This is a genomic window from Bradyrhizobium sp. SZCCHNS2022 (assembly GCF_032377575.1).
In the GTDB taxonomy this organism is placed as follows: Bacteria; Pseudomonadota; Alphaproteobacteria; order Rhizobiales; family Xanthobacteraceae; genus Bradyrhizobium; species Bradyrhizobium aeschynomenes.
On record NZ_JAUHHZ010000001.1, the window covers coordinates 33,353 to 55,999 of the forward strand.

General features: G+C 65.3%; 17 protein-coding genes. 13 read left to right on the forward strand and 4 right to left on the reverse strand.

The genetic code is table 11. From position 1 onward, the window contains the following. Nucleotides 1-20: 20 nt before the first annotated feature. The 4 genes from QXZ94_RS00165 to QXZ94_RS00180 are packed head-to-tail and all read left to right on the forward strand — an operon-like array spanning nt 21 to nt 3,994. The gene (locus QXZ94_RS00165; protein WP_315718705.1) at nt 21-542 is read left to right on the forward strand and encodes a TRAP transporter small permease; all 522 of its coding nucleotides are present in this window, start codon (nt 21-23) and stop codon (nt 540-542) included. Continuing rightward, a complete protein-coding gene (locus QXZ94_RS00170; RefSeq protein ID WP_315718706.1) occupies nt 539-1,843 on the forward strand; it encodes a TRAP transporter large permease in 1,305 nt (434 codons plus the stop codon). The genes QXZ94_RS00165 and QXZ94_RS00170 overlap by 4 nt, the downstream gene beginning before the upstream one ends. Beyond that, nucleotides 1,836-2,807 (forward strand): D-2-hydroxyacid dehydrogenase, encoded by a 972-nt coding sequence (locus tag QXZ94_RS00175; protein WP_315718707.1) that lies wholly within the window; start codon nt 1,836-1,838, stop codon nt 2,805-2,807. The genes QXZ94_RS00170 and QXZ94_RS00175 overlap by 8 nt, the downstream gene beginning before the upstream one ends. Further along, nucleotides 2,804-3,994, forward strand: a complete 1,191-nt coding sequence (locus QXZ94_RS00180) for a M24 family metallopeptidase (RefSeq protein ID WP_315718708.1) — start codon at nt 2,804-2,806, stop codon at nt 3,992-3,994. Before QXZ94_RS00175 ends, QXZ94_RS00180 begins: the two co-directional genes overlap by 4 nt. On the opposite strand, the gene QXZ94_RS00185 is transcribed toward QXZ94_RS00180, so the two are convergent. The 4 genes from QXZ94_RS00185 to QXZ94_RS00200 form a co-directional block, all read right to left on the reverse strand. After that, a complete protein-coding gene (locus tag QXZ94_RS00185; RefSeq protein WP_315725989.1) occupies nt 3,925-4,335 on the reverse strand; it encodes a tyrosine-type recombinase/integrase in 411 nt (136 codons plus the stop codon). The genes QXZ94_RS00180 and QXZ94_RS00185 overlap by 70 nt on opposite strands. A 57-nt stretch (nt 4,336-4,392) precedes the next feature. Further along, on the reverse strand, nt 4,393-4,956 hold the full coding sequence (locus QXZ94_RS00190) for a DUF4399 domain-containing protein (protein ID WP_315725991.1): 564 nt from the start codon (nt 4,954-4,956) through the stop codon (nt 4,393-4,395). A gap of 387 nt (nt 4,957-5,343) precedes the next feature. After that, nucleotides 5,344-6,843 (reverse strand): formylglycine-generating enzyme family protein, encoded by a 1,500-nt coding sequence (locus QXZ94_RS00195; protein WP_315718709.1) that lies wholly within the window; start codon nt 6,841-6,843, stop codon nt 5,344-5,346. Between the two features lie 37 nt (nt 6,844-6,880). Then, nucleotides 6,881-11,833, reverse strand: a complete 4,953-nt coding sequence (locus QXZ94_RS00200) for a helicase (RefSeq protein ID WP_315718710.1) — start codon at nt 11,831-11,833, stop codon at nt 6,881-6,883. Nucleotides 11,834-12,741: 908 nt separating this feature from the next. Here QXZ94_RS00200 and QXZ94_RS00205 point away from each other — a divergent pair. From QXZ94_RS00205 to QXZ94_RS00245, 9 genes are all read left to right on the forward strand, one after another. Next, a complete protein-coding gene (locus tag QXZ94_RS00205) occupies nt 12,742-14,580 on the forward strand; it encodes a hypothetical protein (protein ID WP_409998511.1) in 1,839 nt (612 codons plus the stop codon). A gap of 122 nt (nt 14,581-14,702) precedes the next feature. Continuing rightward, nucleotides 14,703-17,060, forward strand: coding sequence for a type II secretion system secretin GspD (gspD, locus tag QXZ94_RS00210; protein ID WP_315725995.1), 2,358 nt, complete (start codon nt 14,703-14,705; stop codon nt 17,058-17,060). Next, nucleotides 17,057-17,581, forward strand: a complete 525-nt coding sequence (locus QXZ94_RS00215) for a tetratricopeptide repeat protein (RefSeq protein ID WP_315718711.1) — start codon at nt 17,057-17,059, stop codon at nt 17,579-17,581. The genes gspD and QXZ94_RS00215 overlap by 4 nt, the downstream gene beginning before the upstream one ends. 221 nt (nt 17,582-17,802) lie before the next feature. Further along, entirely contained in the window at nt 17,803-19,371 is a 1,569-nt protein-coding gene (locus QXZ94_RS00220) for a GspE/PulE family protein (RefSeq protein ID WP_315718712.1), read from the forward strand. A gap of 3 nt (nt 19,372-19,374) precedes the next feature. Continuing rightward, nucleotides 19,375-20,589, forward strand: a complete 1,215-nt coding sequence (locus QXZ94_RS00225; RefSeq protein WP_315718713.1) for a type II secretion system F family protein — start codon at nt 19,375-19,377, stop codon at nt 20,587-20,589. 18 nt (nt 20,590-20,607) lie between these two features. Continuing rightward, nucleotides 20,608-21,087, forward strand: a complete 480-nt coding sequence (gspG, locus tag QXZ94_RS00230) for a type II secretion system major pseudopilin GspG (protein ID WP_315718714.1) — start codon at nt 20,608-20,610, stop codon at nt 21,085-21,087. Between the two features lie 2 nt (nt 21,088-21,089). Further along, nucleotides 21,090-21,563 (forward strand): prepilin-type N-terminal cleavage/methylation domain-containing protein, encoded by a 474-nt coding sequence (locus QXZ94_RS00235; RefSeq protein WP_315718715.1) that lies wholly within the window; start codon nt 21,090-21,092, stop codon nt 21,561-21,563. After that, entirely contained in the window at nt 21,532-21,945 is a 414-nt protein-coding gene (locus QXZ94_RS00240) for a type II secretion system protein (protein ID WP_315718716.1), read from the forward strand. The genes QXZ94_RS00235 and QXZ94_RS00240 overlap by 32 nt, the downstream gene beginning before the upstream one ends. Then, on the forward strand, nt 21,945-22,643 hold the full coding sequence (locus tag QXZ94_RS00245; RefSeq protein WP_315718717.1) for a prepilin-type N-terminal cleavage/methylation domain-containing protein: 699 nt from the start codon (nt 21,945-21,947) through the stop codon (nt 22,641-22,643). The genes QXZ94_RS00240 and QXZ94_RS00245 overlap by 1 nt, the downstream gene beginning before the upstream one ends. Nucleotides 22,644-22,647 lie beyond the last annotated feature (4 nt).

Here is a 22,647-nt window from a genome sequence, read left to right on the forward strand (position 1 = left end):
TCCTGCGACAGGATATCAGCATGGCCGCCGCGCCTCTCGAAACCTTCACCGCACGTCTGAAAACAACTCAGGTCCGGCTCGCGATGATCGCACTGGTCATCATGATGCTCAGCACATGCGTCGACGTGACCTTGCGTTTTCTCTTCAACCGCCCGATCCGCGGGGCCTATGACATCGTCGAGGCCTGCCTCGTCGTCTTCGTCTTTCACGGCATGTCGGCGAGTTTCTTTGCCCGCAAGAACATCGTGATCGACATCATCGACTCCTTGGTGAGCCCGCGGGTCGAGCGCGTGCTGGTGCGCCTCTCGGACATCATCTCGGTTGCGCTCCTCATCCTCGTCACCGCGGCGATGATCGCGCCCGCCCTGCAGGCCTATGAGTTCGGCGATCGCAAGCTGGAGCTGGGCCTGCAGCTCTGGGTGCTCTGGATTTTTGCGATCGTCGGCCTGATCGGCACGCTGCTGTGCGCGCTCGGACCCTTAGTGAGACCAGTGCCGACCTCGCGCAGGATATCTCATGCCGAAGGCGGGGAGGGGGCATGAGCGTCCAGTGGATCGGTGCGATCGGCGTTCTCGCGCTGTTTGCGCTGCTGTTCTTTCGCATTCCGGTCTGGGCGGCGTTGATCATCGTCGGCCTGACCGGCAACACCATCATCAATGGCTGGGCCGCGGCTTTCACCACTCTGGGCACGACGCCGTTCGACGTCGCGAATTCCTACCCGTTGTCGGTGATTCCGCTGTTCATCCTGATGGGGGACGTCGCTTCGAGCACGCGGCTGTCGGCCGATCTGTTCAACGCCGCGCGCCTGCTGCTGTCGGGCGTGCGCGGTGGCCTCGCGGTCGCGGCGATCGGGGCGTCCGCCTGTTTCGGCGCGGTCTGTGGCTCATCGATCGCGACGGCGGCCACCATGTCGCGTATTGCGTTGCCGGAGATGCGTAAGGCAGACTATGATGATGGTCTTGCCGCGGGTGCGATCGCGGCGGGAGGATCGATCGGCATTCTGGTCCCGCCATCGATCATCCTGGTGATCTACGGCGCCATCGCCGAGCAGTCGGTGCCAAAGCTGTTCGCGGCCGCGCTGTTTCCGGCGATCCTCCTCACCGTGTCCTACGTCGCGCTGGCGCTGCTTGCGGCGAAGCTGAACCCGAAGCTGGCCCCGCTCGGCAAGCCCGTCAGTTGGCGAGAGCGTCTCGGCGCGCTGCGCCAGCCCTGGCAATTCGTACTGCTGTTCACGCTGACCATCGGCGGCATCTATGGCGGCATTTTCAGTCCGACCGAAGCCGCAGCGCTTGGTGCATTCGGCGCGATCCTGCTCGGCGTGATCGGCCGCAGGCTGTCGGTGGCCCAGTTGTTTCATGCGGTCGAGGGCGCGGTTTCGACCTCGGCCTTGCTTTTTGCCATCATCATCGGTGCGACCTATTTCGCAAATTTCGTCGTCCAGACGCAATTGCCGCAGCTGCTCGCCACGGCCGCGCAGTCGCTGCACCTGCCTGGCCTTGCGGTGATGGGCATCATCATCGTCGCCTATGTCGTGATCGGATGCTTCCTTGAAGGCATCGGCATGGTCCTGATCACGGTCCCGGTGTTCCTGCCGTTGGTGACGCAGTATGGCTATGATCCGGTGTGGTTCTCGATCATCGTGGTGATCGTGGTCGAGCTCGGCCTGATCCATCCGCCGGTTGGCATGAACCTGTTCGTCATCCAGGCGCAGGTGCCAGACATCAGCCTCGGCGCCATCTATCGCGGCATCCTGCCGTTTTTGATTGCGCCTTTCGTGCTGCTCGCTCTGCTCCTGATCTTTCCCGAACTCGCACTCTGGCTGCCGAGGATCCTGTATGGCTGATCGTCCGCTCGAGATCGTCGTTATCACGCAGGACGTGCCAAGGCTGGCGGGGCGCCTCGCCGAGGCCTGTCCGGAGGTCATCATCTATGCCGGCGAGGCCGCGTCGGAGGTGCTGGCGCACGCAGCCTCGGCACAGGTACTCATGGGCCTCGCGCAGTCGATTACGCCCGGTCTGGTCGCGGCGACCCCGCAGCTGCAATGGATTCAGGCCTTCACCACCGGGGTCGATCCCTTGCTGGCGCTTGGCTTGCCTCGCCACATCCTCGTCACTTCGGCGCGCGGCATTCACGGCCCGCAGATGTCGGAAATGGCGTTCATGCACATGCTGGCGCTGGGACGGGGATTGCCGCGAATGGTCGACAATCAGCGTCGCGCGGCATGGGAGCGCTGGCCACAGCGGCTTCTGCTCGGAAAGACCGCGGTGTTGGTCGGTATCGGGACGATCAGCGAGGAGCTCGCGCTACGCTGTCAGGCATTCGGCATGCGCGTGATCGGCATCAGCGACGCGCGCAGCGAGGCGGCTGGATTTGACGCGATCCGTCCCCGCGGCGAGCTGGTGCGCACAGCGCGAGAGGCGGATTTCCTGATCGTACTCGCAGCCTCTACGCCGGAGACGCGGCACCTGATCGACGGAGCGGTGCTCGACGCGCTGCCATCCCACGGCTTCCTGATCAATCTGGCGCGCGGGCCGGTCGTGGACGAAGCCGCGCTGATCGAAAGGCTGCAGCGGCGGACATTCGCGGGGGCAGGGCTCGACGTCTTCAACGTTGAACCGCTACCTGCCAGCAGCGCCCTCTGGCAGTTGGACAACGTGCTGATCACGCCGCATCTCGGCGGCATGAGCGACTGCTATGACGAGCAGCTGCTGCCGCTTGTCGTCGAGAACGTAAGGGCATTCGTGACCGGGAATCATGCGCGGATGCGCAACCGGATCATATTGGGTCAAGCTGGAGCTGCCGCATGAGCATGCACGAACGAATCCCGGTCCGCATCAGCGATTCTGAACTCGCTCGGCGCTGGGCCGCGATGCGGGTAGCGATGAAGCGGCACGACATCGATGTCGTCATTGTGCAGGCCACCAATGATTGGCTCGGTGGAAATGTCAAGTGGCTCACCGACATTCCCGCCAATAACGGCTATCCTCGGACGGTCTTGTTCTATGCTGACGACCTGATGACCGTGATCGAAATGGGCGTCTTCGATGGCCGGCGTTCGCTCAAGGGCGAAGACCCTGTCCATCGCGGTGTCGGCACCATCCTGACGACGCCATCGTTTCCGTCGATCGACTACACGGTGCGCTATGATGCTGATCTGGCCGTGAGGGATCTGCTGGCGCGGAATGTTCGGCGGGTCGGGCTCGCCAATGCCGGCGGATTTCTCGCGGGGTTCAGTGATGCTCTGCGCGGCGGACTTGCCAATATTGAGATCATCGACGTCACCGCTGATCTCGACGCGCTGAAGGCGATCAAGAGCGAGGAGGAGCAGGGCCTGATCCGGCGTACCGCGGCGCTGCAGGATGAGGTGTTCGCGCATGTCTGCCGCGTGATCCGTCCTGGCCTTCGCGACATCGATGTTACCTCGGCCGCTCAGATGAAGGCCCAGCAGCTCGGCAGCGAGCAGGGCATCTTCCTGGGTGCGTCAGCCAAGATCGGCATCCGCTCGCCCTTCATGGGCCGGCACTTCCAGGGCCGCACCCTGGCCGAGGGCGATCATCTGTCGCTGCTGATCGAGGTCAACGGTCCCGGCGGCTTCTTTTGCGAGATCGCGCGCACCTTGGCACTGGGCAAGGCGAGTGCGGAATTGCACGACGGCTTTGCGGCCGTGAAGGCGGCACAGGACCATACGTTATCGCTGCTCAAGCCAGGAATATCGGCACAGTCTATTGCGGCGGCTCACGATGCGTACATGACCTCACGCGGCCTGCCGCCGGAGGTGAGGCTCTATGCGCACAGTCAGGGCTATGACATGGTGGAGCGCCCGCTGATCCGGCGCGACGAGACGATGGCGGTCGCTTCAGGAATGAACCTCGCCGTGCATCCGGGATATGAGACCGAAGCGATCTTTGCGGTGATCTGCGATAACTACATCATCGGTCCCGAAGGACCGGGGGCATGCCTGCACCGGACCGAGAAGGGGATATTCGAGATATAACGGTTCGCACCGGCGACTAGCCCGTTGATTTTGTTGGAGTTGCCCGTTTCCCTAGGGAGCGCCATTTTCCAGGCCAAGCTATTGATCTCCAAAGCTTCGTCGGTGGAGTTTGCCACTTCGCTGTCTGGCGGTTTGCCACTTTGGTTTTCGGACTGCCGCTGGATCGCCTGTCTCGCCAGCCGCTCTTGGTCCGCTGCGCGCGTATAGCGCTCGACTTCTGCCAGCGCCTTGTGCCCGGTAATGGCCGCGATCTCGCTTGCGGAGCACCCGGCCTCGGCCAGCCGCCGAGCGGCAGCTTTTCGGAGCCCATGGGCTTTGCAGCGACGACCTATGGCGAGCAGCTCTCGGTGAAGGGCTTCGGCCGGCCGAACCGGCTTCCATCGGGAAGCGGCGGAGGTTCATTTCGCACCCGACAGTAAGCTCTTGATGAAATCGACGGCTCCCGCGGATTTTGCCGGATCGGGCGGCGGCGCTTCGGCGGTCGACGGTTGCGCCGCCAGACGCACGGTGTGCGCGTGAAGATGCCGCGTCCGCCGGTGGGCGTGAGTGGCGCTCTGTCCGTGCCTCTGCGAAGCACTGCTCACGGTGATCGTGATCTTCTTCGATACCAGCGGTGGATCGAAGTTGAAGTGCATGCCGTCGCCCAGGACGAGCTGCAGGGTATGCTTGCCGGGAGGCAGCTCGATCAGAGCCTCGGTCTCGCCCGCGCCGTAGTGCAGGTGCTTTCTGTCCTGCGGAATCGGCTCGCCCGGGCTGATCGGCTCATCGGCGTCGATCAGGAGGTGATGATGGCCGGTGTTGGCAAAGCTGTCGCCGGCATGGGTGACGCCCATGTTGCGGAGGCCGAAGCGGCACCAGAACGCGCTCTTCGTGGTGTCGCCGTCGGCGGGCGTGATGAAATACAGGTAGGCGTCCTTCGGGGCCGTCTTGCCCTGCGCCCATGAAGGCGCCGGCGATAGCATCAGCGTGCAGGCCAGCACGGCGGACCCGAGCGTCGCGCATCGAGCGCGACGAAGTCGTCGCCAGCACCTCAGATCGAATAGCGGCGCGTGAAGCGCGGATGTCTCACTCCACATAACTCCTCAACTCACAAATAACGACGATCATGGATGGCAAATATCGAACGATCGAGCCGATCAATGAATGGGCACTAGCGCGGCGAATTTGAGGTTTCGATCGGTCTCGTCCTGCGACTCCGATAAGAATTTGAATAAAGAAGGCTCAGCAGAAGAGTCGTCCTGCGGATCTCCCCGACGCTGCAATTTGCTGCGTTGCAAGAGGCCTGCGGGCGCTGGCCCGGCATCGGCGTCGACGGCACGCTGGCCCCGGCTCAGCACAGGGCGGCCGCATCAGAGCGAAAGCGCGACGCGGAAGCCATGGGTTGGATATCTGACGCGCCCATCATAGCGGTCGCGGCTTCCGCTGCGGGCGTAGCTCGCGTCCTTCTTCCACGAGCCCGAGCGAATGACATGCACGAAGCTCTGCTCGTCGATCCATGAAGAACCATCGGACGGCGCGCCCTGATAGCTCTTGTGCCAGCTGTCGGCCACCCATTGGTCGACGCCCCCGCCCATGTCGAACAGTCCAAACGGATTGGCCGCAAAGCTTCCGACCTTCATCAGTTGCGCGGGCGCGCCGGTGCCATTGCATCCGTTGCAATTGGCCATGCCGGAGCGCATCTGGTCGCCCCACCAGAACGTCGTCGTTGCGCCGCCACGTGCTGCGTACTCCCATTCGGCTTCAGTCGGCAGCCGAAACGGTTTGCCGACTGCCCGTGAGAGCCATGCCAGATAGTCCGTGGCGTCGTCATAGCCGACATTCGTCACCGGGTTGTCGTCCGGGCCGCTCATCACGTCGGCGCATGCCTTGTCAGCCACGCACGCCTTCCACTCGCCAATCGTGACGGGGTATCTGCCGAGTGCGAACGGCTTGATCGTGACGCGGTGGACCGGAAGCTCGGAGCTCTCGACGCCGCCCATCACGAATGTTCCTCCTGGAATCATCACGATGTCGGGCAGGCGAATCGTCGCTGCCTCCGCCGGCCCTGAGACCGCTGTTGGTGCGGTCTCGGCAATTGTCGCAGCGCTTGCCGACGCGGGGAGGGCGGGCGCCTCGAGCGGCGCGGTTTCCGCGGAGCGCGAGAGCGTTGCAGTATCCGAGGGCGCGTCCGGCAGCGGCGCCGGGGCGGTCGCGGCCGACATGGCCTCTGCCGTGACGACGCGCACCGAACTCTCGACGCTTGCGCGGCTTGACGCGGCCACGGAGGCCTCGACGGTTTGCGGCTGTGTCGGCGGGGGAGCGGCCGGCTCCCGCGCCAGCATGAACCAGCTAGCGGCGGCAGCGAGCAACAATGCGCCGAGGCCGGCCGCCGCGGCGCGGGTCCAGACCGGCGGCCTGCGCTCCGCCCTCGCCGCGGCCGCACGAAGCCTCATCGCCAGCCTGTCGTAGCCGTGCGCCTGCCAGATCTCCGCGCGGCTGCGCGCCTCGTTCGGGACGTATTGAGCGATCGAGACGCCGGGAATGCTGCAGACGACCCGTCCCGCCTGTCCGCCGCCGGGAGCGGTGGCCTCGACCTCGGCTGCATCGCATCGTGCGGCGAGCGATTGCTTCAAGGGGCCGCACATCATCAACAACAGTCCGCCGTCACCCCTACTTCGGCGCTCCTGGACATCGGGACACGCGACCTGCTCGTCGACACGGTGGAAGCTGGGCGGGCGCAGCGCGTTCATCGCCACCCGCACGATCCGGCCGCACTGCTCGCAAGGCACCGGATAGGTGACGGCAGTCAGCGGTCTCTCGTCCCGATCGGTGGCCGGCGCCTGCGTTGGCGCGAGGACGTCGATGCCCATCAGCGGACGCCTTCCGTGCGCCGGCCTTGCCGTCTGGTCATTGTCCCCAGGCGGCAAACGCATCCTTGAACGCGCGCTCGCCGTCTGCTCCCTTCTCGATCGCCAGCACTGCCCGGCTGCCTCCATTGTAGACGATCGGGATGTCGATCCAGTCCTTGCCCTTGAGCAGCAACACGTTTCGCTTCATGTCGACATCACCCGCCGACAGCGCGATCATGAAGAACTCGGGCGTCACCTTGGCGGTCATGGTGGTCAACGGGGTGCCCCGACCCGCTTCCTTGGGCTTCATGCTGACGCCCTTCAAAGTCTCCACCCCGGCATGCGACGGGGCGCCCGGCCAGCTGAACTTGATCTCCATGATGTGGCTCGCCGGCATCTCGGTTTCCTTGTTGGGACGCAGCGACAACGTCGCCGTCATCCTCTTGTCGATCTCCACATCGCCCTTGATCGACGCCGGCACCGCTCCGGCAGCCGGCTCGACGTGCCAGGTCACTTTCCCGAGATAGCGCTTGCCGTGCGGATCCTGTGGATCCTCCTGGTACAGCACAGCGTGTGACACCATCGTCTCGGTCGCGTTCCCCGTGGTGATCGCATCGCCGCCAGGCGTTATCCGATCAGCGATGATCTTGCGCGGCTCGCTGCCGGCCGGCAGCGCGACGGCCGGTGAGGCGGCGTTCCAGGACACCGGGAATCGGTTTAGGGCCGTCTGCCAGGACCTCGCGATCCGACTCGCTGCCGGCTGCCAGTACATCGACGCGCCAACGATCGCGACCGCCAAGGTGGCGGCAGCGGCCATGGCGTGTCGGCGGAGCAAGCGGCGCGGACGCTTCGCCCTGCGATCAGGCCACCGATGCCGACCATCCGCCAGATGGGCGGGCACGGCCAGCTGCGCGATGGTGATATCGTCGGCCGGCGACTTTGCAGCCTCGGCGCGCGGATTGGCCGCGGGCGGCCCATCCTCCGCGATGTTGACCGGCGCTGCGGGCCCGACGGACGCAGGCGGGGCAAAGGCGGGTGCATCAGACGATGAGGCGGCACGCGTTTCGTCGGTCGCCACCTCACGCCCTCGGCGCCGCGTTGGATGCGCCTCGATGCCGTCGCCTGTCCGGTTGCTCGGCCAATCCGGCACCGGACTCTCGATCGAGATGGCCTGCTCGGCGCGCTGCTCCGACAGCCGAGCCATCGACAGACTCTCGGCCACCGTGGCGATCTCGTCTTCCAGCGAGACGCGGCGCGTCACGGATCGCGCGGATGCCGGGTGATCCTCCGCAGCGCCAGCGACCCGCGCGGAAGCCGGATGCGTGCCGGTCGCAGTCTGTGCCGGTGGCGGCGGCGAGCCGAGGGTTGCAAGCGCGACCGGATCGACCCGGCGAGCCTGCTCGCGAAGTCGGATCATCCGGTCGGGAAACAGCATCTTGATGAAATCGCTCAGCGGTGCGCCCGACAGCACGAACTGGCGCATGGCAGCCGGACCGCTGCGCAGGACGCCGCGTGCGTTCGTTTCGATGTGGTGCTCATCTTGCGCGATGCGCGAGTCGGTCTGCCGATCGTGCTGGATGACGACGATCTTGCGTGCCCGAAGCATCGCAGTGAGCTCGCGGAGATCGGATTGCAATGCATCGTCGATGACGACGAGATCAAATGCGCCGAGCCGGGCCGGCAACTGTTCGGCCACGCGCCATGCCGGCATAAGCTGGCATGGGATGCCTTCATAGCAGCTTTCGAGAGCCTCGCGCGCAACCTGACGCAACCGGCACGCGGTTGAGCCGGAACAGGTCGCAGCCATCTTTCGCAGCGTTGTCATGAACACAGTGAACGCCTGCCTCATGGCGCCGCCGGTGTTTTGTGTCAGGCCGAGATGCATCCGTGCCACGACCACCTGGCCGAACAGCGCGCGCAACTGCGTCTCCAGCGCCGCGCGCTGGTCGGACAGTTCCTGCAAACGCAGATGCTGGCCGATGCCTTCGGTCTGCCGCATCAGCACTGCCCAGTTCCAGGCCATCATCCAATCTGCAACGAGCACCGGATCGCCGGTCTCTGGATGTGCCGGCTCGGTCCTGAGCCGACGGGCGAAGGCGCCTGCTCCGGCCTCGGTCATCGCTCGGCAGACCTCGTCGAGCAACTCGATATCCTGGCGCCGGTCGTGCAGCGACTTCAGCCGGGTGCGAAGGGTGGTCCAACGCGTCTCGATGTCGCGCGGCTCGACACCATCGCAGCCGATCTGCGACAGCACGTCCGCATGAGCCAGTGTTGTGAGCTTGCCGCTGCCGCGAAACAGCCCGTTCAGCCGGGTGAGCTCCAGCCGCTGCTTGGTGATGCGGAGAGCCATGCTCCTCACCGCAGCTGCCAGCGCAGAAAGTCGTCGGCCGTCAGCGAGCAATCCGGCGATCGCCTCGTCCGGCATCGACAGCTTCGGTACGGCGGTGAGAACATTGCGCTTCGCCAGCGCCGCCAGCACGATCGCGGCCTCGACGCTTTTGACGACGCGCTCGTGACCGTGGAACGTGTGAGAGGAGTCCGGCTCGGCCGCAGGCGCACCGATTTCGGCCGCCAGCGATCGCCATCTGGCGTCGAGCGAATGCAGGTGACGACGCCAGGTCAGATAGTCGCGAACATGGCCCCAGTCGGCCGCGCCTTTCGGCGCGAAGCCCGCCACCCTGATCGCCTCCACGGTCTGCTTCAACGCGCGGCCGGACAAGGTGAATGTCGCGAACGGCCTTGCCCCGGCCGACAGTCGCTCGACAACCGTGAGCAGTTCCTGGCTGGCGAAGGCGTCCGCCGGCGTCTCCACCGGCCGAACCAGGAAGCCGGCGCGTTGCGATAGCAGGGACGATGCATCGCGGGCAAAATCGACGAGGATGCCGCCGTCAACCGACGTTGCATCGGCCTTGCGGCCGACCGGAGATAGTGCTGCGAGCCAAGGCTCGTCAGCAATGACCCGGTGGGCCGCCGCGAGCGCGTCGAGGTCGTCGGCGAGCAAGTCCGCTCCGTCCGGCCCCAGCTCCGCAACGATCTGCACGGCCAGACGGCCGTCATGGCTTTCGCCATCGATCCGCGCCGGCTGCAGGTCTTGGTGCAGACGCCTCACCGTTGCGGCGTCCGGCAGGGTCGCGATCTCCGGAAGCGCGTCGTCGACACATGCGAGATCGGCACCCAGCCGAACACGCGCCTCACGGGCCTGCTCGACCGCCGCAACCAGAAGATCGCTCTCGCTCACGAACCGTGACGGTTCATCGGTAAACCAGGCATAGGCGTCGCGGTCGGCGATCAGCGTCGTCAACGCATCGAACGGCAGGTCGGGGACACCGGATAACTGCAGCATGCTGCGGCGGGCGACATCTGCGAACGCGTCATCGATACGCGATATCTCGACGCTGGTCGCGATGATGTCACGCTCCAGCCGATTGACCTGTTCAGCCTGCTCGCGCGGGTTCATCGTCTCGAGGATCGACAGCAGCCGGCTGACGACTGTCTCAGCATGCTTCAAGACGTCCTTGTCGGAGCCGGTCAGATCGATCGTCAGATCACGGACGGCGCGCGGCAGCTTCTCGGACAACAGCCCGAGTGCAGCCTCGTTGCGAGATATGACGAGAATGCGCAGGCCCAGCGCGAGATGATGGCAAACCAGATTGAGGAGAGCGGAGGTGCGCTCGGACCCGCGCGCGACTTGCACGACAAGTCCGTCCGATCGCCGGAGCTGTCGCACCATCTCCATCTGGTCGGCGTTCGTCGGCAGCGGAAAGAACAGGTCGCCGTGATCCGCCGCGATCTGCGCATCCGGCCCGTTGTCGATCGGGCCACCGATCACGCCGGACAGCCGCCGGCGTGCGCCGTCATGGGTTTCGTGGTCTGGCGCGCCAAGCAGGAGGTGAGACAGTGCGGCCAGGCAGCACGCGCCGCCTGGCGCGTACTCGATCGCTCGCTTCAGCCGCTCGATGTCGCGCAGCAGCAGCGCGTCCGAGCGAGGCCGCGCAAAGATCACCCAGCGATCGGAGACGACCAGTTGCTCACCCTCCTCTGGAGGCAGTAACGCCGAGTCGGGCATGGTGGGACAGTAGATGCCATGTGGGTCGAGCTGCGAGCCGATGGCGCTGAGAACTGGTTCGAAGCTGGCTGGCTGGAATGGCGAAAGCTCGTCGCCGCGCTCTATCGTCTCGAGCAACTGCTCGGTCGTTCGACGCGACGATCCGGTCGCTGATGTCAACAGTTCGAATGTCTTGAGATTGACCGTCGAACCGGCCAAGCGGGGGCGGATTCTGATTTCGGCATCGGAGCCGTCGAGGACCTCGATCTCGACCAAGCGTTCGAGCAGCGGCAGATCCAACTCGCGGCCTTGTCGCCGCCAGCGCGAGACGCCAACGCCCCACACGATCTCGCAGCTGCCGTCGCTGCCTCGGGCCCCGGCCACAAGAGCCATCTCGCGCAATCGCTGGTGAACCGCCATGGTCCTTCGACGTGGCCGTTCGGCGCCGGCCCACGTGGCCCACGAGCCAGCGAGATAGCGGTCCAGACGCTCGACGATGTCGGAGCGTTGTTCCAGGTGCAATCGCACGCTCCAGAGCCCAGTGGCCACCTCGGGCTCGTTCGCCGGCGAGCAGTGCTCGGCGCGTGCGTGGCCCGCTGCGACCAGCCGGTCCTTTTCCGCCGCGCTCACAGTGATCGTCACGCGCTGTCGAACCAGCGGGCGACGGTCCGGATCGGCGGACACGTCGATCCACATCGCCAGGTCGTATTCGACGGCGGGAGGCTCGATGGCGACCAGGCGTTCGATGGACAGCCACACGGGGCCATCGGCGTCGAAAGTGTCGTAGGTGATGCCGGGCAGCTTCTCCAGTTCATGCTGATGAAACACGAAGCATCGTCCGTCCGCAAGCCGATGGTCAGCCAGACGCTCGACCACGCGTGCGTCGCGCATGATCATCTCGGTGAGATATCCAAGAACATTCTGCAACGGTCCGGCGGCCGGCTCCAACCGAGGGACAGCGTTCATAGTGCCTCTCCAATGATAGCGGCGACCAAGTGAAGCAATCGGTTCACTCTCAACTCCCGTCCCGACGTTCGTCCCGCTTTGCGGCAAGCTCTGCCACGAGCAACAAGGCCGAGATGGACGCGTCTGAATATTCACGATCCTGTTGTGGCCAAGCGACGTCTTTCATCTGCGGCGTTCGCGGGAATACTAAAACAAACGTCAGATAGACCACACTAACTGGCGAATAGTTGCACTACGCAATGCGGCGTAATGATGGGAGCGCTGCCGGACTTTGTTATGGTCGAAAAATTGCACCAACTGATTTGTTATCATTCCGAGAAACGTTGCCGCCAGTTTTCGCAATCCGTTTAGAATCTCTTTAAATAGGCGGGCGTCTTTCCGGTTTGACTGCCTTGATCGGAGGCGGCTGGTATTCGCGTGCCGCCGCTGTGAGTAAGCCATGCGGCGCCTCGCCGCAATCTCAGCCGCGTTCGCTTCCGGTTTGCCGTTGGATTTCATTGCTTCATCCGAGCGGCGCCATCGCATGAACGTAATTTCTTTCGGAGTGAGGCCGTCGTTGACGAAGTGTGGCGTCGCTTATTACTTCGCGATGAAACACGTGAATGCAGCTCTACGCTGTGCTGCTCGACGCTCGGCACGCCGGATACGCATCCGGCAGCAATGATCAATGACTGAAAGTACTTAGCCAGATCCCGGCAGGTGTCGGCGCGATTGGTCTGCCCAGGCGTATCTCTGTCGCGCAATGAGCTCCGCCCAAGTGCTGACACGCGAGCATCCCCGACGAGCCCAAGTATCGACATCGCGGGCTTCTAGCGCGAATGGCTCGCAGTCGCGCACGAATTCTGTGCCTACGGCGGCGCGGGCGAAGGGGATGCACGTCCGCGTATCATCATGGGGAGGTCTGACTGATGGTTTTGATTGACCGCAGCGGAAGACGCGCAAGTTTCTCCGCGTCTTCACACGACGGTGCTTTGAGTATTGGCAAGGGCGGTCGCTCGCTTCGTGGCTACGGCGGACTCCCGTCAACCTTACTCGCCGCCGTATCGATATTGGCGTTGAGCGCCGCGGCAGCCCAGGCGGCCGACGGCGCTGCGTCGCGGCCCGTAGACGGGGCCGCCGTCAAGGCGCTGATGGCGAAGATCGAGTCCATGGAGCAGCGCATCAACACCCTTCAGGTCGAGCTCAAGGACGCCAAGACGAAGAAGCCGACCGGCGTCGGGCAGTCTGCGTCGCTCGCATCTCGCCGCCCGGCCGACCCGGTGTCTCTGACCGGCACCAAGGACGCCCGTGCCGGCGCGGCCAAGGCATCCGACAACACGCAGGCTGCGTCGAAACAGCAGGTCGCCAATGCCATGGCGCTCGCCGACCCCAAAGACATCAAGGCCGGTGGATCGAAGACGGCCGATGGCGAGCCGTCGTCATCCCCGGCATCGCGAATGGCGGCTGCATTCGCCGATTCGGATCCCAAGCCGCGATTCCAGCACGCAGCGGATCTGAAGGCGCCCGCGCCGCAGCCCGGCAGAGAGCTGTTCGGCGTCGCGCCGTCGCCGGTCCCCGGAATGAAGATCGGCATGTATGGCGAGATCAAGCTCGGCTCGGCGCAAAATCCCGCGGCCAACGGTCAGTGGCAGAACGGCTTCGACATGGCCCGCTTGGTCCTGCTGCCGACCTATCAGGTCAACGACTCCATCACCTTCAATGCCGAGCTGGAGTGGGAGCATGGCGGCGCCGCGTTCGACGCCGACGACAAGCTGCACGGCGCGATCGAGGTCGAGCAAGCCTACTTCGACGTGAAGTTCAACGACCACTTCACCTTGCGCTCGCCGGGCGTCGACCTGATCCCGATCTCCTTCATCAATCTCTATCATGAGCCGACGCTGTTCTACAGCGTGCAGCGGCCCGAACTCTCGAGGGGCCTGGTCCCGTCGACCTGGTATGCCCCATCCGCAGGCTTTTACGGCAAGATCGTCGACGGCTTGAACTATCAGTTCCAGGCCAGTCAGAGCGCGGAGGATTTCGGCGACGACTTCGATCACCGGGGCGACAACGGTCGCATCAATCCGGGAGGTTATGCTGGCGGCATCAGCAGCGGGGAGGCGCTCAAACTCGCACGCGCACCGATCGGCGACTTCAAGCAGCTGAGCAACCAGCTCGCCTATACGCTGCGGCTGAGCTACAGCCCGTCGTTCCTTCCGGGCTTCGCCGGAAGCTCGGCGATCTACTATTCGCCGGACGTCACGCCGCGCGGTGCCTATGCCACGCTGCCCGACGGCAGCGAGGCGCCGCTCGGCAAGAATGCGATGACGATCTTCAATACCGAGGCTCGCTACCGCGTTCCGAACACCGGGCTCGAGCTGCGGGGCGAGTATGTCCACGTGAATTTCTCGAATCCCGAGAACCTCCGTGCCAACAACGATCTCGACGACACCAACAATGTCGGCAAGAACATGTGGGGCTATTCGGGCGAGATCGCCTACCACTTCAGGGCGCCCAACGACTACGACATCGTGCCGTTCTATCGGTATACCCGGCAGAATTTCCAGACGTCGGGCATGCTCGGCTCCGATCTCACCAACGGGTTGAACAACCCCACGGGCAGCGGCGATATGACGTTCCACGACGTTGGCCTCGCCGTGTTTCCCAATCCGAGCCTGGTCTACAAGCTGAACTACACCAAGGTGATCGATCACAGCGCGGCCGGGGCCATGTCCGACCGGGTTCTCGCCGGTGTCGGCTGGCTCTGGTAGCGGACCGACGGGAGCAGGGGCTGCGGCCTGACGGCCGCAGGGTCTCCTCGCAACATCCTGGGTGGGAAGCAGCCGCTCTCCGCCCGGGAATGCTTCAAACGAGAGTGTAAGTGGCAGATCGGGTGGGCGGGCGCGTGGTTGAGATTGCTGATTTGAGCCCAGGTTGGCTGCGATGTCGCACGCTCGCAACGCTGGTCACGATGTCGATCGCATTGGCGGGCTGCAACCCGGCGACGCTCGGGAGCGATAGCCGCGGCGATGACGTGCTCGACAGGGTCGGCCGGCTCGACCTGTCGCCGCGCTATCCCAGGCAGGTCATGCCGGAGCAGTCGCCGGCCGCGCGGCGTGCCCGCGCCGAAATCTATGGCGGCCACGACGACGCAAGAGGCGCGAGAGACGCGCGCGCAGAAGCGCCGGCTGCGGGCTCGCTTCCGATCCAGGAGGTCGCGGCCCATTCGCAGCCGGTCGGCAACGGGTTCGAGCTGAATTTCGAGAACACGCCGATTGCGACCGTCGCCAAGGTCGTGCTTGGTGACGTCCTTGGCGTCGGCTATACGATCGACCCGAGAATCCAGGGAACGGTCAGCCTGTCTTCGGTGCGCCCGGTCCCCAGATCCGACGTTGCCTATGTGCTCGAGAACGCGCTCCGGCTCGCCGGGACGGCGCTGGTCCGCGACAATTCCGGTTACCGGCTGATTCCGCTCGGCGACGCGGTGGGTGCGGGCAACGTCGATCGCGGCGGAGGTTCGGCAGAACCCGGCTACGGGATCTCCGTGCTGCCGCTGCAATATGTCTCCGCCCCGACACTGCTGAAGCTGCTCGACAGCTTTGCGCTCAAGCCCGGCACGGTGCGCGCCGATCCCGGTCGCAACGTGCTGCTGATCCAAGGGACGGGCGCCGAGCGCCGCACTGCGATCGATGCCGCTCTGAGTTTCGATGCCGACTGGATGCGCGGGCAGTCGGTCGGGATCTTTCCGATCGTCAACGGCAATCCCGAGCCGATCGTGGCCGAGCTCGAGAAGATCATGGACAGCGGCGACAGCGGGCTCGGCCAGAACATGGTCAAGTTCCAGACCGTCAGCCGGATGAATGCGGTCATGGTCATCAGCCGCAAGCCGGCCTTGCTGCGGGCTGCGGAGACCTGGATCAAGCGACTCGATGCCGGCAACACGCTTCGTAACAGCGTCCATGTCTATCGCGTCAAGTATGGCGAGGCCCGGCAGATGGCGCGGGTGCTGAACGAGATGTTCACCGGCAACGCCGGCGGTGCGGCCGAGGCGTCGTCCACGGATCTCGCTCCCGGCTCGGCAGCATCGTCGAGCTCGAGCAGCGAGCGTCTGTCGGCCGCCGGCACGACGGCCCAGTCGGGCGGCTTCTCGGGCCAGCAGCAGGGCAACAACGGTCTGGTCGCCAACCGCGGCTTCGGCGGAGCACCGCCGCCGACCCAGGCCGGCCTCGATACGGGATCAGACGCGCGCGCATCGGGCCCCGGCGGCAAGCCGCTGATGGAGGGCGTGCGGATCACGCCGGACGTCGTGAACAACACGCTTCTGATCTATGCCGACAGGGAAAACTACCGGCTGATCGAAGCCACCCTGCGCCAGTGCGATCGTCCCCAGCTGCAGGTCGCGATCGACGCCACCATCGCCGAAGTCACGCTCAACGATTCGCTGAACTACGGCGTGCAGGCCTATCTCACCAGCAAGAACCTCGGCCTGAGACCCGATCAGGGGTCGATGCTCAACACGACCTCGACGTCGGCGCCGGCATCGGTCGCTTCGGCCGCGGGGACGATCACCAACGCCTTCCTCAATCGCGCCTTCCCAGGGTTCAATTTCCTGATCGGGTCGGAGTCCCAGCCGAGCGCGATCCTGAGCGCGCTGCATACGGTCACCGATGTCAAGGTTCTGTCCAACCCATCGCTGGTGGTGATCGACAACCAGGCGGCGACATTGCAGGTCGGCGATCAGGTGCCGGTCTCGACCGGCAGCGCCACGGTGCTGACGACCAACAACACGGTCGTCAACACGATCGACTACCGCAACACCGGAATCATCCTGCGGGTCGCTCCGCGGGTCAACGAGAACGGCAATGTACGGCTGGAGATCGAGCAGGAAATCAGCAACGTCTCGCCGCAGACCGCCAACAGCCTCACGCCGACGGTCGCCCAGCGCAAGGTGAAGAGCTCGGTGGCAGTCGCCAGCGGCCAGACCGTGCTGCTGGCGGGTCTCATCAGTGAAACTCATCAGGGCACCCGCAATGGCGTGCCGGGGATCGACCAGATCCCGGTCCTTGGCGACCTCTTCAGCAACAACGATCGCAGCCGCGGACGGACCGAGCTGATCATCTTCATTCGACCCCAGATCATCCGTGACGGCACCGACGCCCACTACGTCGCCGAAGAGCTGCGCTCCAAGCTGCGCGGCACGATCGGGACGGTCTCGACGAGTGCTCTCCAGACGTCGCGGGCCAATCGATGATGCGGCATGCGACGGCCTTCGCTGTTCTGGCGCTCGCCTTCGGCATCGTGACGGCCGACGCCAGGCCGCGCGGAGACGGATGGGCCGCGCTGGCGCGCGGCGATTATGTCCGGGCGGCCGCAGCGTTGGCGCCGATGGCCCGGAGTGGACATCCGCGCGCCATGACCGCGCTCGGCTACATGTATGAAAACGGATTCGGCGTCCCGCAGTCCTACGACGCCGCGGTCGAGCTCTATATCGGAGCCGCCGAGCGCGGCGACCCGACGGCGCAGCATCTCCTGGGCCTCAGCTACGACAAGGGGCACGGCGTCTACCAGGACCACGTGCTGGCCTACAAATGGCTCAGTCTCGCGGCGGGCGCAGCGCCCAATCGCCTGCGCGAGCCATACCAGCGAATTCGCGATGCCGTCGCGTTCAAGATGTCGCCGGATCAGGTCGCCGACGGCCAGCGGCTCGCGCTCGAATGGCGGTCGACGCTGCCGGGCAAAGTTCGCGCGACGGCATCGGCCTCGGGCTTGTAGTTGTTCTAATCAGCTGACCGCAGAAGGGTCATCTTTGGCGTCGAGAATGAACAGTTCAACGATCCGGACCTCCGCAATGAGCTGATCGACAACGATCCGTCACGGGACGTGCCATGAGTTCACCTCCTCCTCTACGTTTGGCCGACGACCTCGGGGATAGCCGAGGGGTGGTCCGGCTCGCCGCTGGACGGGTCGGCGCCGCTGCGCAGGACAGCGCGGGGATGGGATCATCGACGGCGCCCCATCTCGCGGGTCTTGACTCCGCCGACGAGATCGCGCGGCAGCTCGGCTTGCCGCGGATCGCACTGTCCGATCTGCTGGCGTCCAAGCCGCTGACGGACCAATTTTCCCGGCGCTTCCTGCGGGAGACGATGGTCTTCCCGTTCCAGTCTGCCGGGCGCGGACCATGCCTCGCAGTAGCGGATCCCCGCGACACCGCGGCGGCACGCGCCGCAGAGCTGGTGTTCGGCAGCGCGGTCGAGCTGGCCGTTGCCTCCGCCGAGGACATTGCCACCGCGCTGAACCGGCTCTCCGGCGAGGATGAGGCGCCGGCACGCAACGAAGCGGCTGAGCCGCAGCTGCGCGACGACGACATCGAAAGCCTGCGCGACCTCGCCACCGGAGCGCCGGTGGTACGCGCGGTCAACGATCTGTTCGAGCTGGCGGTGGAGTTGCGCGCCAGCGACATTCACGTCGAGGCAATGCGGAGCGGGCTGTCGGTCCGGATGCGCGTCGACGGCCTGCTGAAGCCGGTCGCCGAGCCGTCCGGCGTGCTGCCCCAGGCCGTCATCTCGCGCATCAAGATCGTCGCCGGGCTGAACATCGCGGAACGGCGCCTGCCACAGGACGGCGCCGCGCGGCTCCGCATCGGCCGCATCGAGCTCGACGTGCGCGTTGCCGTGATGCCGACGCAGTATGGCGAGTCGGCGGTGATCCGGCTGCTGCCGAAGGACCGGGGTCTGCTCGCGATCGAGAAGCTCGGCTTTTCTCCCCACGACGATCGATCGCTCCGCCGCCTGCTGGCGCTGCCGCACGGCATGATCGTGATCTGCGGGCCGACCGGCAGCGGCAAGACCACGACGCTGGCGACTGCGCTGTCGATCCTCAACGAGCCGACGCGCAAGATCCTCACGATCGAGGACCCGGTCGAGTACGAGATTCCAGGCATCAACCAGTCGCAGGTCAAGCCCTCGATCGGGCTGACCTTCGCCTCCGCCCTGCGGTCCTTCGTGCGGCAGGATCCGGATGTCATCATGGTCGGCGAGGTGCGCGACGGCGAAACCGCCCATGTCGCCGTTCATGCGGCGCTGACAGGCCATCTCGTGCTGACCACGCTGCACACCGAAAACGCAGCGGCTGCCGTGCCGCGTCTGCTCGATCTCGGCGTCGAGGACTTTCTGTTGCGCTCGACGCTCCGCGCGGTGATCGCGCAGCGGCTGGTGCGCCGGTTGTGCGAGCGCTGCAGGTCGACGCGGATGCTGAGCGCCGACGATTTCTGCGCGGACCCGCGCTACGCCGCGGTGGGCTTCGCCGTCGGCGAGACGGTCTTCGAGCCGGCGGGCTGTGAGCGCTGCGGCGGCACCGGCTATCGGGGCCGGCTCGGCATCTTCGAGGTTCTGGAGCTCAATCCGGAGATCCGGTCGCTGATCCAGGGCACGACCGATGCGACCGTGATCGACCGCAGCGCCATTCTGAACGGCATGACCACGATGCTCGACGATGGCGTCGCAAAGTGCCGGGCCGGCGCCACGTCGATCGCGGAAATCCTGCGCGTCACAACTTTAAGGTGAGCGGTGAGCAAATTCCGCTATCGTGCACTGACCGAGAACGGCGATGTCGTGCATGGCACGATCTCGGCTGCGACGGCCAAGGAGGTGATCGACCGGATCGAGTATCTGCGGCTGCTGCCGATCGAGACGGTGGAGGAAAAGGCCGCGAGCGTCCTCGCCCGCGATGCGCTGGCGCTGTTCGGCGGTCCGACGCCCGGCGATGTCACGACGTTCACGCGTGATCTGGCGCTGTTGTTGAAGGCCGGAGCCCGGCTTGAGGATTCGCTCGAGCTTCTCGCTGGCGATGCCGATATCGGGCGGCTGCGTCCGATCGTCAGCCGGTTGCGATCCAGCGTTCTGGCCGGAGAGAGTTTCGCTGAAGCGCTGGCACATCATGCCGTGCAGTTTCCCGCGATGTATGTCGCGCTGGTGCGGGTCGGGGAGGTCTCGGGCACCCTCGATCACGTGCTCGACGTGCTCGGCACTGAGCGGGCGCGCGCGGAAGCCATGCGTCGCAAGCTCAGCGATGCGATGCAGTACCCGCTGTTCGTCCTGATCGCCGCGTTTCTGGTGATGCTGTTCTTCTTCATCGTCGTACTGCCGCAGTTCTCGGCGGTGCTGCGCGATTTCGGCGCCAGGTCCGACGCGACCATCAACACGTTTCTCGACATCTCCGATTTCGTCCGCGGCAATGGCGCTGCGATCGCGCTGTCGGCGAGTGCGCTGATCGCCGCCGCTCTGCTTCTCCTCGGCCGCGCAAGCGTGCGCGCTGCCGTGATCGCGCGGGTCTGCCGGCTCCCGGGCCTCGCGACCGTGTTCCGGTCGTATCGCACGAGCGTATTCTGCCGCAATCTCGCGATCCTGCTCGGCAGCGGGCTGACCTTGACGGCGACGCTGCGCATCCTGGTCGACATCATGGCGGCCACCGGCAGCGCTGCGGCGTGGAACGCCGCGGCCGACCGCGTTCGTCACGGCGGCAAACTGTCGGAAGCGCTGGCCGCGACCAACATTCTGCCGGCCATGGCCACGCGGATGATCCGGATCGGCGAGGAGACCGGACAGCTGCCGGTTCTCGCCGGCCGCATCGCCGAGTTCTACGAGGCGAAGCTGCAGCGCGGCCTAGATCGCATCGTCGGCATCGTCGGTCCCGCCGCGATCATTCTCATCAGCACCGTCGTCGGCGGCCTCATCGTCTCGGTGATGACCGCACTCCTGTCGGTGACGCAACTCGTTGGGTAGCACAAGATGGACCATCGCATGACACAGGCTGGGATCAGCGGCACCGCGCGGCGGATGAAGATTGCGCGCGATAACCCTCAGAGCGGCTTCACGCTGGTCGAGATGCTGGTCGTCATCGCCATCATCGGAATGATCATGGGTCTGATCGGACCGCGTGTCCTGACCTCCTTGAACGAATCCCGGATCAAGACCGCCCGGATTCAAATTCAGAGTTTTTCGAGCGCGCTCGATCTCTTCTATCTCGACACCGGGCGCTATCCGACCTCGTCGGAAGGTCTGACCGCGCTGGTCCGGCCCGCCTCGACCATCGCGGGCTGGGCGGGCCCGTATCTCAAGGGTGGAAACGTCCCGAGCGATCCCTGGAGTCACGCCTACGTCTACCGGTCGCCCGGACAGCATGTGCCCTATGAAATCATGTCGTACGGATCGGACGGCCAGGAAGGCGGCGTCGATCTCGCCGCCGACATCTCGTCGTCGCTCACGATCGGAGCCAAATAGCGATGGATGGCCGTGACGGCTGCGAGGCCGGCTTCACTCTGATCGAGGTGGTCTGTGTGCTGGCGATCGTCGCGCTGCTCGCGTCCGTCGCGGTCCCCGCCGTCTCGCGGCAGACCTCGCGGCCGCAGCTCGAAGCCTATGCGCTCGAGGCTGCTGCTCTGTTGAAGGCCGATCGCAACGCTGCGATCAGGCGAGGCCTCGAGGTCGCGACGCGCATCGACGCGCAGGCGCGCTCGTTCAGTTCGGGTGCGAACGGGCAGGTCGTTCGCTTGCCGACGGACGTGCGGGTCGAGACGTTGCTGCCGCGTCGCTGCGACGACCGGCCTTCATTCCAGACCATCAGCTTCTTCGGATCGGGCATGTCGTGCGGCGGCGTCATCAAGCTCGCCCATCTCGATGCAGGCTACCAAATTCGCGTCAACTGGCTGACAGGAGGGATCGAGATTGTCCCGGGCACTGGTCTGCCGAGCCGATAAGGCGACGGCAGGATTTACCCTGATCGAGACGTTGGTCGCGCTTGCGATCATGGCGGTGTCGCTCGTCGCCATCGGCGCGCTGATGGGGTCCTCGGCGCGCGGCAGCAGGAAGCTCGAGCAGCACGTCGCTCTGGTGCAGGTAGCCTACAACGCAATGTGGCTGGCCTTTCCGTCCCGCCTGCCGCCGGCATCGCCGTCGCAGTCCGGAGAGTCGACGGCTCATCTCTGGCGCGCGCAGGCGGAGCCTTTCGCCATCGATGCCGGCGCGCAGGACAGCACGTCGGCCTGGATTCCTAAGAAGATCATGCTCCAGGTGCGATCGCCATCGGGCGCGACCATGGAGCTGGAAACCGTCAGGCTGTTTCGGAGGCGGGCCAAGTGATGGCGACGCGGGACAACGATGCGCAAGCGGGTTTTTCCCTCGTGGAAGCACTCGTCGCGATGGTGTTGATGGGGCTGATCGTCTCCGGGCTGCTCGCGATCACGTCGCAATGGCTGCCGAACTGGAATCGTGGTTTGCATCGCATCCAGCGCAGCGAATCCGTGAGCCTGGCGCTCGACCGCATCGGCGCCGATATCGCGGCCTCCGAATTCATCAGGCCCGATGGGCAGACCAAGTCCGTTCTGTTCGACGGGTCGGAGACGTCGATCACGCTCGTCCGATCGGCGCTCGGACCGCATCGGGGCCGGGGACTGGACGTGGTCCGCATCGCCGAAGGCGGCGGCGACGGCGCGGCCCTCACCCGCAGCCGCGCCGCATTCGCGCCCGGCCATGCGTCCGCTCGGGATTTCGGTGATCCGGTGGTGCTGCTGACGGCGCAGTACCGGGTGTCGTTCGCCTATGCGGGAACAGACCGGATCTGGAGTCCCTCGTGGCAGAATGCAGAACGGCTGCCGGCGGCCGTGCGGGTGACGGTGCACGACGGAAGCCGCGCGAGCGCACCATCGCTGTCACGGATCGCCGTCATTCGTGTTTCAGCGCCGCCCGACAGCGTCTGCCGGCCTGCGGACCCGACCTGCGACAGACATGCGCTCTCGGCCGATGCCACGGTCGGGCGAGCCTCCACGGCATCGAAGTAATGCT